The 13832-nt window shown below is 61.0% G+C and carries 16 protein-coding genes and 1 tRNA gene; 6 read left to right on the forward strand and 11 right to left on the reverse strand.

The features are described 5' to 3' along the window. Positions 1-164: 164 nt before the first annotated feature. From B3T77_RS09610 to B3T77_RS09625, 4 genes are all read right to left on the reverse strand, one after another. On the reverse strand, positions 165-578 hold the full coding sequence (locus B3T77_RS09610; protein WP_165116564.1) for a hypothetical protein: 414 nt from the start codon (positions 576-578) through the stop codon (positions 165-167). Next, a complete protein-coding gene (locus B3T77_RS09615; protein ID WP_165116566.1) occupies positions 578-1483 on the reverse strand; it encodes a hypothetical protein in 906 nt (301 codons plus the stop codon). The genes B3T77_RS09610 and B3T77_RS09615 overlap by 1 nt, the downstream gene beginning before the upstream one ends. Positions 1484-1974: 491 nt before the next feature. Beyond that, a complete protein-coding gene (locus B3T77_RS09620; RefSeq protein WP_165116568.1) occupies positions 1975-2373 on the reverse strand; it encodes an iron-containing alcohol dehydrogenase family protein in 399 nt (132 codons plus the stop codon). Continuing rightward, entirely contained in the window at positions 2370-3659 is a 1290-nt protein-coding gene (locus B3T77_RS09625) for an energy transducer TonB (RefSeq protein WP_088582833.1), read from the reverse strand. The genes B3T77_RS09620 and B3T77_RS09625 overlap by 4 nt, the downstream gene beginning before the upstream one ends. A gap of 94 nt (positions 3660-3753) precedes the next feature. Here B3T77_RS09625 and B3T77_RS09630 point away from each other — a divergent pair, with 94 nt between their 5' ends. After that, a complete protein-coding gene (locus B3T77_RS09630) occupies positions 3754-4038 on the forward strand; it encodes a helix-turn-helix domain-containing protein (protein WP_292079117.1) in 285 nt (94 codons plus the stop codon). A gap of 114 nt (positions 4039-4152) precedes the next feature. Here B3T77_RS09630 and B3T77_RS09635 read toward each other — a convergent pair whose 3' ends face one another. The 4 genes from B3T77_RS09635 to B3T77_RS09650 all read right to left on the reverse strand — a co-directional run bounded on the left by B3T77_RS09635 (position 4153) and on the right by B3T77_RS09650 (position 6153). Continuing rightward, positions 4153-4485 carry a DUF3768 domain-containing protein gene (locus B3T77_RS09635; protein ID WP_292079119.1) on the reverse strand — a complete coding sequence of 111 codons (333 nt, stop codon included), beginning with the start codon at positions 4483-4485 and terminating at the stop codon, positions 4153-4155. A 29-nt stretch (positions 4486-4514) separates the two neighbouring features. Further along, positions 4515-4733: a hypothetical protein gene (locus B3T77_RS09640; protein ID WP_292079121.1), complete on the reverse strand. Its 219-nt coding sequence runs from the start codon at positions 4731-4733 to the stop codon at positions 4515-4517. Beyond that, entirely contained in the window at positions 4730-5305 is a 576-nt protein-coding gene (locus tag B3T77_RS09645; protein ID WP_200165772.1) for a tyrosine-type recombinase/integrase, read from the reverse strand. Before B3T77_RS09645 ends, B3T77_RS09640 begins: the two co-directional genes overlap by 4 nt. A 74-nt stretch (positions 5306-5379) precedes the next feature. Then, complete coding sequence (locus B3T77_RS09650) at positions 5380-6153, reverse strand: hypothetical protein (RefSeq protein ID WP_200165770.1); 774 nt, start codon at positions 6151-6153, stop codon at positions 5380-5382. A 411-nt stretch (positions 6154-6564) separates the two neighbouring features. Here B3T77_RS09650 and B3T77_RS09655 point away from each other — a divergent pair, with 411 nt between their 5' ends. Both B3T77_RS09655 and B3T77_RS09660 read left to right on the forward strand, forming a co-directional pair. Next, on the forward strand, positions 6565-7119 hold the full coding sequence (locus B3T77_RS09655; RefSeq protein WP_292079127.1) for a hypothetical protein: 555 nt from the start codon (positions 6565-6567) through the stop codon (positions 7117-7119). A 193-nt stretch (positions 7120-7312) separates the two neighbouring features. After that, on the forward strand, positions 7313-8380 hold the full coding sequence (locus B3T77_RS09660; RefSeq protein ID WP_200165762.1) for a tyrosine-type recombinase/integrase: 1068 nt from the start codon (positions 7313-7315) through the stop codon (positions 8378-8380). A gap of 49 nt (positions 8381-8429) precedes the next feature. On the opposite strand, the gene B3T77_RS09665 is transcribed toward B3T77_RS09660, so the two are convergent. Then, a tRNA-Lys gene (locus tag B3T77_RS09665) sits at positions 8430-8505 on the reverse strand. A gap of 155 nt (positions 8506-8660) precedes the next feature. Between B3T77_RS09665 and B3T77_RS09670 the strand changes: the two genes are divergently transcribed. Both B3T77_RS09670 and B3T77_RS09675 read left to right on the forward strand, forming a co-directional pair. Then, the gene (locus B3T77_RS09670) at positions 8661-10073 is read left to right on the forward strand and encodes an amino acid permease (protein WP_292079129.1); all 1413 of its coding nucleotides are present in this window, start codon (positions 8661-8663) and stop codon (positions 10071-10073) included. Then, on the forward strand, positions 10073-10426 hold the full coding sequence (locus B3T77_RS09675; protein WP_292079131.1) for an Hpt domain-containing protein: 354 nt from the start codon (positions 10073-10075) through the stop codon (positions 10424-10426). The genes B3T77_RS09670 and B3T77_RS09675 overlap by 1 nt, the downstream gene beginning before the upstream one ends. A gap of 214 nt (positions 10427-10640) precedes the next feature. On the opposite strand, the gene B3T77_RS09680 is transcribed toward B3T77_RS09675, so the two are convergent. Together B3T77_RS09680 and B3T77_RS09685 are read right to left on the reverse strand one after the other, a co-directional pair. Beyond that, entirely contained in the window at positions 10641-10973 is a 333-nt protein-coding gene (locus B3T77_RS09680; protein ID WP_091747140.1) for a chorismate mutase, read from the reverse strand. Between the two features lie 40 nt (positions 10974-11013). Continuing rightward, positions 11014-11844, reverse strand: a complete 831-nt coding sequence (locus B3T77_RS09685) for a ferredoxin--NADP reductase (protein ID WP_292079136.1) — start codon at positions 11842-11844, stop codon at positions 11014-11016. A 109-nt stretch (positions 11845-11953) separates the two neighbouring features. Between B3T77_RS09685 and B3T77_RS09690 the strand changes: the two genes are divergently transcribed. Continuing rightward, on the forward strand, positions 11954-13832 hold a 1879-nt coding region (locus B3T77_RS09690; RefSeq protein ID WP_292079138.1), incomplete at its 3' end, for a DPP IV N-terminal domain-containing protein.

Here is a 13832-nt window from a genome sequence, read left to right on the forward strand (position 1 = left end):
GAGAAACGGGGGTCACGTCAAGCCCTTGATCCTCAATCAGACAAATTTCTGGCGATGCGCCACCCTGTCGGGGAGAGGTCCTTACTCGCCGGGGGAGCCTCGCTTCGCCCCGGGTCGTCATAGTTCGCTCACCATCAAATTACAGTTTGCTTATTTTCGCGATTTTACGCGTAGAGAAAGACTGCTGCATCCGGACCAAGCTTCCAGAAATCCTTGGTTACGTAGCGCGCGATGGCTTCCGGATTTTCGGCTCGACCGGCGTAGAAGTGGCCGCCCGATAAAATTCCTTTCCAAATCTCGCCGCCGTTGACGATGATGTCCTGGATCGGGTCCGGGGCCCTGACAGCTAAGTGCAAGTGGGTATTCGTCAGCGGATGTTCGAGAAATCCGATGGCGTGTCCTCGGTCGCAATCTGGCCTTTTTGACCAGCGTGGCCCGAGGCCCTTTCTATGCACGCGATTAAAAAATTCACGTGCGGTCCGATCCATCATTTCTTTTGAGACGGGTCTATTCGCGCCGAGTGTCATGAACAGATCAGGGTCGAATTCCGTCAGCCAGGCCTCGTATTGTCGACGCATTATGATCTCCTATTCACGAAGTCAGTGAGAACCGTGGTTGCATCACTCATCACCTCTTTTACGTCTGATTTTTTCATCATCTTCATTCGGTTGGTTTCGCCGAAAGCGCGTGACGGTGTCCGGATTCCTACGTCTCCGTCGGGATCGACCTCAATGATGGCGAGGTAGACCCCTGGATGCTTCAGCTTTTTGAGTCCGCGAACTCTCGTGGTGCGCCCTCCAGCGGTAGTCGCCGAATTGGATATTGCCTTCGCGGCGGCTCCGTTGATGAACGGCGCAGAGTGTGAAGCCGCGCTGTTGAGGGTCGATGCTGCGGGCGCTGACGTTTCGTGCTTAGCCCTCGTGCTTTTTGCGGCGGACATTTCCTTCCGCAGTCGAGGGATGGCCGACTCGAACTCAGCAGATGGTATTGACTGACGCTTGGCGAAAATTAGCAAAGCTTTGTCTTTGCTCAGCGTCGCTCGATGGCTGGGATCGTCGACTCGATAAAGGGCAAGGCTTTTTAGGATCACCGTCGTCGGGTCGGCGTTTTTGACTTTACCGCCCCGCCTATCCGGAGGCCCTGCTCGATCGAGCGCTTCGAGTTGCCGCATCAAACTTTCTACGACCGTCACGCGCTCTTCGGTTGTGAAGCTATCGAGGCGGAGGAGGGCTTGATAGGCGAGGGCGAGCTGAAGGCTCTTCTTGCGGCGTTCCTGGAGGGCGAGGCGGCTGGTAGTAAGCTCGGCTACCTGTTCCAACCACTGTTGAAAATCAGCAGGGTCCGCGTCGGCGAGTAGCCGCTTGGCGTCGTCTGGCGTAATGTCGGGACGTGTACAAGCCTTCTCTATCTTCTCTCGTCTGGCTGCGCCGATACGAACCGCTTGGTTTCGCTGTCGCTTCCGAAGCGTGCTTTTAGGGGGCATTCATCACCTGGAATGTTGCTTAAAGCAACATTATCGCGCGACAAGCCGGCGTTGTCCAGATCACACTGTGCTTGGGTTACTGCGCGCTGTCGGTCCGGCAGTTCGCCCTAAAGCGACGCTGAGATTCGATTGGGTGACCACCGTTGCCACTCACATCAACCTGTCGGAGTTTTCGCGATGCGCTTCGCATCCTGAGAAGCGTGTTGCGTGGTCGCCAAACCTAATCCATCCGCCGCTCACCCTACCTCGGCCCATACAGACTGGTGAGGCATCTTGGCGCGGGGCAAATGTATCGAGTAAGCCGACGTAATCTCGACCGCCTGACCCTTGCTCGCCCTGAGGCGATTTCCCTATTCTACCCTGAGGTCATCTCCAGGCTGTTTTCCTCGTCGTACGTCCCAAACGCATGTTGATCGCGAACAATCAAAGGGAGGGGAAGCTGTTGGATCACAGTCCTGAATGAATGGAATGATATCAGGCATGGGGGGGGATTAGTGTTGCTCGTTGTCAAGCCGGTCTTGGTCAAGTTGCTCCGCTAAACCGTCGAGCATATCCTCCTGATGTAAACGCTCGATCAGCGTGACAAAGCACTCTCGATCCTCTTTTGTCAGAATAACGTGCTCAGGCCCGCGTTCCAAAGACACAGCCATTCGCACTAGTGTCCAGCCGAACCGTTTTCGGACGTCGCGGTCTTCATCTTGGTCATTGATACGATTAAGTCCGCCTCGCGGATTGGTGCCGTTACAGACCGAACGATACTCTGAAAGAAGATGCTCAGAGATCGAGCTTGGACGACTCTTAGATCCAGCGACTGCCTGGGAAGCCATTTCGGTCGGGGCAAAGGAAGCCGCAATCAGGGCCGAAGCCAGTGTTGTAATGATCATGGTCATTGAGCCGCAAACGTCACATGGAAACGGATGGTTGAAGGCACGGGATCATTGCCCGACATGGCAGGTCGCAGTCTCCCGGATGATAACGCTCCTGCGACGGCTGCGGGACCTAATCCATATCGCGGTGGGCTTTCCCAGAGCGCCCCGCAATCGGCCAGACGACCGTTGGTTGTAACTGTGCACTGCAGTAGCGCCGCGCCAGTTACGCCTGCATCTATCGCGCGTTGAGGCATGGTAGGCTTTGGCTGGGAAATCCAGGATGCAGGCGTGAAGGTTGGGGGCTGCGACGCGCTCGGTCTTGAGACGTCGTGATTTAGCGAAGGGATTGCGTCTTCAGAGCGAGGTGAGGATCTCTCAGATGGGGCGGGGTCTGTCTCGGGCCTTTGAGGGCTAGCCGTAGCCGGGACCAGGACAAGCCTTCGCTTTCGACCGCTTTGGGAAACCTCGATTATCACTCCCCCGTCAGATCGCTCGAACTCAAACGTGGGGCCGGCGCCTGAGTTTGTTTGGAGATCGTTAATCTTCATCGTCTTGAGGTTGACCGCATAGGTCGTCCCTCCGCCTGCGGCATTGCCGGTATTTTGGGTCAACAACACAAAGTCACCCCAGGCCTGCGTGAAATAAACGAGCCCCAACCGCAGTGCGCGACGGCTTCGCGACCCTTCGCATCCAATGCAGAAGACGTCGTTCTCCTCATTGTTGCTGACCAACTTCAAACCTCCGCGCTCGAAGAGCGTTTGGTCGCTGGAGTAGGGATCGGATATCCTGCCTTGATCATCGGCGGGCTGCGCCGCATCCGTCGCTTCCCCGGCTCGTCTAAGGCGCTTTGTCGCTTTGGCGACCAGCTCGAAGAACCAAACGTCTGGGACAGAGGACGTTGTCTGCCGGCTACCAGATCCATCCGAAATCGATGTGGTATAGAGATACTCGCGGCCTCCAGCTTCCTTCTGGCGCGTGAACTCCAACCGATAGCTCTGACCATCGCCTGAAGCAGGGGAGACAGTGGTTGAACAGCTGACACGTTTGATCTGCGGATCTCGCCCTTCGACGGCGATATCTGCGAACTGGATCTCGTCTGCGATGATCTCTGCGATGTCAGAGCGCCGGGCGATAGCGGCGTCAACGCCATCTCCAAGAAGAAGACGATAGTCACCGAGATTGGCGATCAGGACAGAAATGACATCCTGGTGAACTTGGGGCGATGCGCAGACCTGCTCCGGCGATTGCGGGATGCAGGCCGAAAGGGGAATGGCAGCCAATAGGGCCGCCGGCGGAAGCCGGGTCATGTGAAATCCTATCAAAGGTCGCCCAGGTTGCTGCTCTTTTAGCAGCAACCTGGGCGGGGTCTAGCGAGAAGGGGATGGTTGAGTTCTTCCCCCGATGAACGTCGCTTTTTCCGAGCCTCACCGAGAGCTCGTCAGGCGGCTTGTGGAGGCCAGAATTGCTGCCGGTTTAAGCCAGCGCCAGTTGGCCGAGCGGCTGGGCGTCGATCACTCCTGGATCGGAAAATTTGAATCCGAACGGGTCCGTCTCAACGTTATTCAGTTTCTGAAGTTGGCTGACGCCCTAAACATTGACGCGGGCCCGCTGCTTGTAGGTCTTGGTGAGCTTTCCAAGATCCCAATGGTCGCGACGCGTGTCGGTGAACCAAAAAGCGCCGAATAGGACCACATAATCCCCACAACAGCTTTTGGGGAAAAACGAGAATTGGGCCCAGTTGACCGATCTAAAAGCCGTTTAGATGGATCAGGAACACATCTAGATGGGTCTGAGGGGCGCTTAGTACTCATCAGCCAGCATAATGGTCATGACGCGCTGGGTGATGTTTGGATCTGACGGATCGTCAGAGGGATATCGACGATCCAGATCGTAATAATCGATTTTCCAGAGGACACGGTTGCCCTCGATATCGACGCCGCCGAAATCGTGCTCGTTATAAGGGTCGTTACCAGCGGGAAAGTTGGTTTCTCGCGCGATCGCAGCGCGAACCTGAGCGGCGAAGGGAAAACCGAATTCCAACAGTCCTCGCGTTACAAGAACCAGCCCGCCCTGGCCGGACGCGCGCAGTTGATCGTTCAGCGCGCGAATGCGCGCAGTCTTTTCGTCTGTCATTTTAGGAAATGCCTTTTGCGGCGAAGACGCTAGATTCGATCCAGCGCCATCAGCGTAAGAACGAGTACGAGCCCGTTCGATTGAGAAAGCTGACGCGGAAAATCAGCCAATGCATTGGTTTCAACCGTCACCCGCACCAAATGGCCACCGTCGAGATCGATCCCCACAATTTCTAGATCGGGGTCAAACGCGATGGATTGAATGCTGATCGTTACGGGATCGATGAGATGCGAAAGAGAGCGGGTCACAGCGTGTGCACCAATCGATGTTGCGCGCGACTATCGCCATCGATGTAGCGTTGCGTCGTCTCGATCGACTGATGCCCGGCTAAAAGTTGGACATCCCTGAGGCTTGCGCCGGCGCGGTGCGCTGCTTTTGCTGCGGCGGTTACGAACGTGCGCCGTCCAGAGTGCGACGAACAGCCGTCCGCGCCAATGGCGTGAAATGCGCAGCTGAACCAGTTGACGATACTGTTTGCGCGCATGCCTCCGCCTCTTAGCGAGCGCACGACCGGCCCTATGCGTAGTGCTTTTGGGGCCAGCTTGACCAGGGCCTGACTGAGTTCTGGATGGATGGGAATGCGACGGCCGGATCCCTTCTTAGCGATCGCGTCTCTAAGCTCGATGATGTTCGACACTCGACCTCTAGCGTCCGTGACCATGGACCAGTCCAACCCCGCGATCTCGCAGGCTCTCAACCCGGCGCGGACCGAGAGTAGCACGATGACGCGATCTCGCTCGGGGGTCGGGGAGCGCCGAGTGTGTGCGAGCAGTCGCCGAAGCTCGCCGCTGGTGAGGATCTTTGCTTGTCTGCCGGCCATGAAGTTCCTTTCTGGGCATGCAAAAATACCCCCGCGCTTGGGGCGCGGGGGCAGGGTGGTAAGAGCTGTCGAAGTCAGCCCTCGTGGAGCTGAATAAATGCGTTCATCGGGCGACGGCCGCTGCCCCGAACGCTGAAGCTATCTGTCGGGGCATGCGTGTAGGCCGTTCGAAAGTTCGCGAGCCCGAGTTGCTCCGGCGGCGCCCGTGAAGCCGCCAGCATGGCGAAGCCCTCGGTTGGTAGCATTCTTTGATAATGCGCTGCCCCGATTGCTAAGCCGCCGCCGAGGAAGCTGCTGGCGCATGCGAGCCCGTGACGATGCCAAAAGACTTCCCGACCGGGGGCGTCGAACCCGTGGATAGGGTTGAGGAGCACGCGGGGCCAATGAGTGCGAATTCGGTGGTAAAGGTCTGAAAGCCAGAGCCACGATTCCGTTGGCGTCAGGTCGTCCCATCCATCTGGAACGGCCGTCTTGTATCGCATGGCTCGCAGCTTGGTCGTTGGGCCTAGCGCAAGTTCGGAGAAGACGAAGCTGTCGTAGCAGAGGCACAGCATCGCGATGTCGCCGTTGGGGAGCGGCAGAAAACGATCTTCGGTGAGAGCATCCTCATGGTCCAAGAGATACGGGGCACGACCATATTCATTGGTATCGCCATCTGTCGGGAAGATTTTTCGGACGACCGCTAGACAGCCATTCTGATTGAATGCCGCTAGAGCCTGGTCTCCTCGAAACCCCCACGGGCGGAACCGGTTGGTGTCGATCCCTATCACGATGACGCACCCGGGCGACCCTTCACTGAGCTTACGAACGGCCTGGACGCAGATGTCGCCGACAGATGCGTCGATCATCGCGCGTCTGAGTGTGGTTGGAGCCGGAGCGAGCCAGTCTGCCGTTCGAAGGTAGCCAGCGGGGAAGACAATGGCGTCGAGAGCGCGCCAACCCCGGCGCCGAATGGCGCGCATGATTGTGACCATAAAGTCGAGGCGAAGCTCGGTCGATCGGGGGCGTGTGGCGGGGGAGCCTTTGACGTGAATGCTCACGATCCGCGCTGGCCGTGAGCCGCGCATTTCGCTGAGCATGGACTGATCTCGATGTGTTTGGCTGACATTTCATTATACCATCGATTTGGTGCAATGTCAATAACGCATTGAAAAGGCATGAAAAAAAGTGCCGAACCGAGCCGGCCGTCTTCAAAAAATATCCTATTGATATTGTTATATCAGCATGATACCTTTCGCTCGTAATCGGAGAAGCAACGCATGCGCAGATCGCAGCTAGTGAAGTTGGTGGGGTTGAGCGAGGAGGCCTTTAATCTTCTCAAGGCCCGTAAACATGTCCCGATGCGTGGGCGGCCTCCTGGTTCGGGGTGGCAGGATTTCACGGTTGAGGACGCCATCGCCTTTGAGGCGGCTGTCTCATTGGCGCGATGTGGCGTTAAAAAGAATAACGCGCGTGCGTGGGTCGATCTCTATTTCGACGTGGCCATCGAGCGCGCGAGCGAGAACGACCGCAAGTCTACCGATCCCGTCTATCTCGGCGTGGTGACCTCCTTCGGCATCGCAGAGACGACGCTTGTCGCCGACGACCAGTTTCCGTTGGTTGGATCAGCGAGTGACATCGCGAGCGAGCTGCAAAGCATCCAGGAAGCCCTCGGGCAGGATCGCTGGCTCGATGGTCTCATAACCATCAATCTCAATCTCTGTGTCCAGCTCGTCTATCTGCGGGCGGAGCAGGCCCTGATTGCTGATGATCGGCTCGAAGAGCTCGCGACCCTGTTCGGCGCGCGCAGCCGCATGATCACGATCGTTGAGTAGGGGGCGATAATGCCAAGGGCTTCAACAAGATTCACAAAGGCGGATGTGGCGCGCGCCTTGAAAGGGGCCAATGAAGCGGGGTTCGACGCGACCAGCGTCGAGATAATGCCTGACGGCGTGATCCGCATCTCAAAGGGCGGGGTGACCGTAGAGCCCGTCCTAAGTGCGTATGATCAGTGGAAGGCTAAGCGGGGTGCGCATTAAGCTGAAAGGGCTCAACGTCGTGCGAAAGACGCGCGCCGACGGAACGAAGGTCATCTACTACTACGCTTGGAAGGGCGGTCCGCGCATCGAGGGCGAGCTGGGCTCTGCCGAGTTCATGGAAAACTACAACGCGGCCCTCGCCGACCGTAGGCGCAAGCCGTCCGATACCCTCGTCGCCCTACTGGACGCCTATGAGTCGTCATCGGACTTCCGCAGTCTCGCCGAACGTACGCGCACAGATTACAAAAAGCATCTTCGAGCGATCGCCAGCGAGTTCGGCGACTTCCCTATCGCCGCGCTGAGCGACAAGCGCGTGCGGGGCGACTTCTTATCCTGGCGCGACCGCTTAGCGTTGAGCTCGCGACGTACAGCTGACTACCGGTTCACCGTCTTCGCGCGCGCTCTGTCTTGGTCCGTTGACCGGGGGCTCGCCCCTTTCAATCCATTGGAGCGACAAGGGCGCGTCTATCGTGCGACGCGACGGGATAATGTCTGGACCGACCATGATGAAGCGACCTTCCTGGCGCAGGCCCCTCGCCATCTCCAACTAGCGTTGCTTCTCGCGTTATGGACCGGGCAACGGCAGGGGGATCTGCTGCGGCTGAGCTGGAGCGACTATGATGGCGACGTCATTCGGCTCAAGCAGCGCAAAACAAGAGCGCGAGTGGCGATCCCTGTCGGCGCCCCTCTGAGGGCGGCCCTCGAGACGCTCGCCATCCATACGGGCGACAGCGAGACGATTTTGACCACTGAAGCGGGACGGGCTTGGACCGAATCTGGTTTCCGCGCTTCGTGGAGAAAGGCCTGCGCCAAAGCTGGCATCGCCGACGTCACGTTCCACGATCTGCGCGGAACGGCGGTCACCCGTTTAGCTATGGCGGGTTGCAACGAAGCTGAGATCGCTACGATCACGGGCCATAGCCTGCGAGACGTCGGTGCGATCCTCGATGGCCACTATCTCAAGCGCGATCATTCGCTCGCTGTGTCTGCGATCAAGAAGCTCGAAGCGAAAGCGGGCTTTCCAACTTTTTTCCCAACTAAGGCTGAGCGCACATAGTCGCTTCCCAATGGTGGGGGATTTTCTCTAGCAAAAACAAGGGGGACGATGGTGGGTGATGTAGGGTTCGAACCTACGACCCGCTGATTAAGAGTCAGCTGCTCTACCAACTGAGCTAATCACCCGACCGATCGTCTGCGTCTTCGGGGGGCGAGGCCTTGCCGAAGGGCGCTCCTACTACCCAGCGGTTCGGGGGTTGGCAAGCGCTTTCGCAAACTTTCTGCGACGGAGTATGGTCCCCGTGGAATCAGCCGCGGCAAGCGGCGGGGGAGCGAACATCATGGCCTTCTGGAACCGTCGTCGATCAATCGACACCATGATGGCGCCGCACGACGGACCGCGGCTGAAGCCGACGTTGAGCTGGCCGCACCTGCTGGCCCTGGGCGTGGGGGCCATCGTCGGCACCGGCATCCTGACGCTGATCGGGGTGGGGGCGGGCCTGGCGGGCCCGGCCGTGTTGATCAGCTTTGGCCTTGCGGGACTGGTTTGCGCCTGCGCGGCTCTGGCCTATGCCGAGTTGTCGACCATGATGCCGACGGCGGGCAGCGCCTACACCTATTCCTACGCCGTGCTGGGTGAGTTGATCGCCTGGATCGTGGGTTGGAGCCTGATCCTGGAATATTCGTTGGTGGTCTCGGCCGTGGCCGTGGGCTGGTCCGGCTATGCGGTCGGCTTCCTGAGCGGGCTGGGGATCGACCTGCCGCTGGCGTTGGTGGCCGGGCCGCATGCGGGCGGGATCATCAACCTTCCGGCCGTGGCCATCATCGGCGTGGTGACGGGCCTGCTGCTGCTGGGCACCAAGGAGAGCGCGACGCTGAACGCGGTGCTGGTCCTGATCAAGATCGCGGCCTTGGTGGTGTTCGTCGCCATCGCCCTGCCGGCGTTCAAACCCGAACATTTCACGCCCTTCATGCCCAACGGCTTCGGCGCGCCCTTCGTCCAGACCGGGGTGATGGCGGCGGCGGCGATCATCTTCTTCGCCTTCTATGGTTTCGACGCGATCTCGACGGCGGCGGAGGAAACCAAGAAGCCCGAACGTGATCTGGCCATCGGCATCGTCGGCTCCATGCTGGTCTGCACGGCGCTGTATCTGGTGGTCGCGGCCGCAGCCATCGGCGCGCGGCCGGTTGCGACCTTCGCCAGCAGTCCCGAGCCGCTGGCCCTGATCCTGCGTCAGATGGGGCAGGGGACGGCGGCCCAGTGGATCGCCGCTGCGGCGGTGATCGCGCTTCCGACCGTGCTGCTGGCCTTCCTGTTCGGCCAGAGCCGCATCTTCCTGGGCATGGCGCGCGACGGCCTGTTGCCGCGCCGCCTGGCCAAGGTGTCGAGCCGGGGCGTGCCGGCGGTGGTGACCGTGTTCACCGCCATCGTCGTGGCGATTCTGGCGGGGTTGTTGCCGCTGGACGAACTGGCGTCGCTGGCCAACGCCGGGACGCTGGCGGCCTTCTGCTCGGTCGGGGTTTGCCTGATCGTGCTGCGCATCCGCGAGCCGGGTCGCAAGCGGGTGTTCAAGGCGCCGCTATGGCCGGTCGTTGGAGCGGTCAGCGTGATCGGCTGCCTGGTCTTCTTCCTGAGCCTGAAGCCGGTGACGCAGATCGGCTTCGTGGTCTGGAACGTGGTCGGCGTGGCGACCTATCTGCTCTGGTCCTCGCGGAACTCGCGCCTCGCCAAGGGCGAGGAGACGGCGGCCTGATGGCATTGCGCGATCTGACGGGCGCCGTCGATTTCGCCGTTTTGAATGGCATGACGGGCGGGGACGACGCCATCAACGAGGAGGTGTTGGGCCTGTTCGTCAATCAGGCCGGCCTGTGGTCCGTCATGCTGGATCCCAAGGTCGAGGGCTGGCGCGACGGGGTTCATACGATCCGGGGCGCGGCGGCGGGCATCGGCGCGCGAGACCTGGCGACGATCTGCGCCGAGGCGGAAGCGGTGGATCAGAAGCTGGCCGCACCGGCGGTCGAGCGGGTCCGTGATGCTCTGGAAGCGGCGCTGGCCGATGTCGCGGCCTATCGGCACGAACTGATGCTGCGCGGTCTTAAGGGCTGAGGCGAACCGGATGAAATTGCACTGCACTCCGAAAACGCGTGCAAAGTGCAATAAAGTGCAGTTCTAGCAGGCGAAGAGCGTCGCGATGTCAAAGACCGGACGCCCATTATACGGCGCCCTGAAAGAGCGGCAGGTCGATTGACGCTGCCGCGACTCAAGGTCTTGAAATCAGGTCGAACTTCCTACTCAAGTAAGATGGCAGGCGTGCGCCGTCCTAGCTGCGAGTCCGGTCATATGTGGCGAACTCGTGAGCGATGCAGCGGTCGATGAGCAGGCGCCAGACGGGTTCGGCGATGTCGGGCGACAGATCGTGGGCCTCGGCCGAGACCAGAACCTTGGCGACCACGTCGTCGATCCGGGCCTGGTCGAAGACGGCGTCGCGGTCGGGCTTGATGCGGGCGGCGGCGTCCATGTAGCGCTGGCGCTCGGCCAGCAGGGCGACCAGGGCGCGGTCCAGGGCGTCGACGCCCTGGCGGACCTCGGCCATCGACTGGCATTCGGCGGGATCGACGCGCGCGTCGACGGCGACAAGAGCAGGCTTTGACATGAGCGTGGGGTTAGCGGGTCAGGCCGCCCAAGCCAAGTCGTCAGCCGACGAAGGCCCGCTCCAGCACGTAGTCAGCCGGTTCGGCGTTGGAGCCTTCTTTCAGGCCATAGGTCTCCAGCAGTTCGCCGGCTTCCTTGATCATGGCCATGGAGCCGCACAGCATGGCGCGGTCGCTGGCCGGGTCGAACCCTTCGGGCAAGCCCAGGTCGCGGAAGAAGTCGCCGGACTTGATGCGGTCGGTGATCCGGCCCTTCTTCAATAGGCTGGGGATTTCGAAATCCTCGCGGGTCACGGTGGGGTAATAGGTCAGCTGGGCCTTGGCCTCGTCGCCGATCAGAGGATCGTCGTGGATCTCGCGGGTGAAGAAGTCGCGGTAGGCGAGATCGGCGACGCTGCGGACCGTGTGGATCACATAGACATGGCCGAAGCGGGAGTAGGTCTCTGGGTCGCGCGCGACGCTGAGCCAGGGCGCCAGACCCGTTCCCGTGCCGATCAGGAACAGTCGCTCGCCGCCGGTCAGGGCGTCCAGGACCAAGGTGCCGGTCGGCTTCTTGCCCATCAGAACGGTATCGCCGGGCTGTATCTTCTGCAGGCGCGAGGTCAGCGGGCCGTCGGCGACCTTGATCGAGAAGAATTCCAGCTCCTCGGCCCAGCAGGGGCTGGCGATGGAATAGGCCCGCAGGACAGGCTTTCCGCCGTCTTCGCCGGGCAGGCCGATCATCACGAACTCGCCCGAGCGGAAGCGGAAATCCTCGGGCCGCTTGACGCCGAAGCTGAACAGGCTGTCGGTCCAGTGGCGCACCCACAGAACCTCAAGCTCGTTAAACGGACTGGCTTTCACGGGGGCGGGGGAGAGGGCGGCGTCTGTCATTGTGCCGTCTCTCTAATCTGAGAACTTCTCGCAGGGAAGGACAAGCCGTTCACCCGGCGACGACATTTCCTAATGACGACTTGCAGAAGCACCGCTAGCGTCCCGACCCATGCGCACCCTTCTTCTCGCCTCGACCATCCTCCTGTCCGCCAGCTCGGCGCTTGCGCAGGAGACGCCCTCCAACATCCTGACGCCCGAGCGGGTGTTTTCCAGCCCCAGCCTGAACGGGCCGGTGGCCAAGGGTGTCAGCCTGTCGCCTGACGGCCAGTTGGTCGCCTTCCTGCGTTCGCGTGAGGACAATGTGGACGTGCAGGACCTGTGGGCCGCGCCGACGGGCGAGGGCGAACCCTACAAGCTGATCGACGCACGGGCGCTGGTTCCCGACGCCGGCGAACTGTCGGAGGCCGAAAAGGCCCGGCGCGAGCGGATGCGGATCAGCGCGCGCGGCGTGGTCGAGTATTCGTGGGACCAGCAGGGCCGCTACATCCTAGCGCCGCTGGAAGGCGACATCTTCCTGGCGAACCGGGCGGACGGCAAGGTGCGCCGCCTGACCGAGACGCCCGCCGACGAGATCGACGCCAAGGTGTCGCCCAAGGGCAGCTACGTCTCCTATGTCCGCGATCAGAATCTGGTCGTCTATGATCTGGCGAGCGGCAAGGAGACGCCGATCACCGACGACGGCGCGGGTCTGATCACCTGGGCCACGGCCGAGTTCATCGCCCAGGAGGAGATGGATCGCGACACCGGATACTGGTGGAGCCCCGACGAGCGCTACATCGCCATGACGCGCGTGGACGAAAGCCCGGTCGATATCGTGCCGCGCTTCGAGATTACCGGCGGCGGCGCGACGATGGTCGAGCAGCGCTATCCTCGCGCGGGGCGACCCAATGCGGTGGTCGAACTGTATGTGCGCGACCTGCAGGGCGGCGGACGGGTCAAGGTCGACCTGGGATCGAACACCGACATCTATCTGGCGCGGGTGAACTGGTCCGGCGACGGCAAGACCCTTTACGTCCAGCGTCAGTCGCGCGACCAGAAAACTTTGGATCTGCTTAGCGTCGATCCGACGACCGGCGCGTCACGCGTGATCCTCAGCCAGAAGGCGCAGGCCTGGGTCGATCTGAACGACGACTTCCGCGTCCTGTCTGATGGCCGGTTCATCTGGTCCAACGAGGATTCGGGTTGGCGGCACCTGTATCTGTACGACCGCAACGGGCGACGGCTGCGGGCCATCACGCGCGGCGACTATCCGGTCAAACATCTGGACGGCGTCAACGAACAGACCGGGGACGTCTATTTCACCGCCTCGATGCGCGACGGCAAGGAACTGCCGATCGAGCAGCAGATGTTCCGCGCCAATCTGAACCGCACGGTTGATCCTGTCGCGGTGACGCCGGGCGGCGGCTGGTGGACGGTGTCGGTGAACGGGCCGGCGACCGCCTATGTCGGCAACTATTCGGACCCGGCGACGCCGACGCAGTCGGCGCTGTACCGCATCGACGGCACGCGCGTGCGTTGGATCGAAGAGAACAAGCTCGACGCCAGCCATCCGTTCGCGCCGTATGTCTCGCGCCTGCGCACGCCAGAGTTCGGCACGATGCAGAGCCACGGCCAGACCCTGGTGTGGCGTATGACCACGCCGCCCGACTTCGATCCGTCGAAGAAATATCCGGTGGTGATGCAGGTCTATGGCGGGCCGGGCACCGGGGCGGGCGTGCAGAAGAGCTGGCAGCCCCTGACCAACCAACTGCTGACCGAGGCGGGCTACATCGTCTTCCGCGTCGACAATCGCGGCGAGGGCGACCGGTCGCAGGCGTTCGAGACCAGCATCTATCGCCGCCTGGGCATTCCGGCGGTCGAGGATCAGGCCCAGGCCGCGCAATGGCTGAAGACCCTGCCTTACGTCGATGCCGACCATATCGCGGTGATGGGCTGGAGCTTCGGCGGCTTCCTCAGCCTGCTGACACTGACCGACAAGGACGCCGGCC

The sequence above is a fragment of the Brevundimonas sp. UBA7838 genome (genome assembly GCF_002500885.1).
GTDB classification, from domain to species: domain Bacteria; phylum Pseudomonadota; class Alphaproteobacteria; order Caulobacterales; family Caulobacteraceae; genus Brevundimonas; species Brevundimonas vesicularis_C.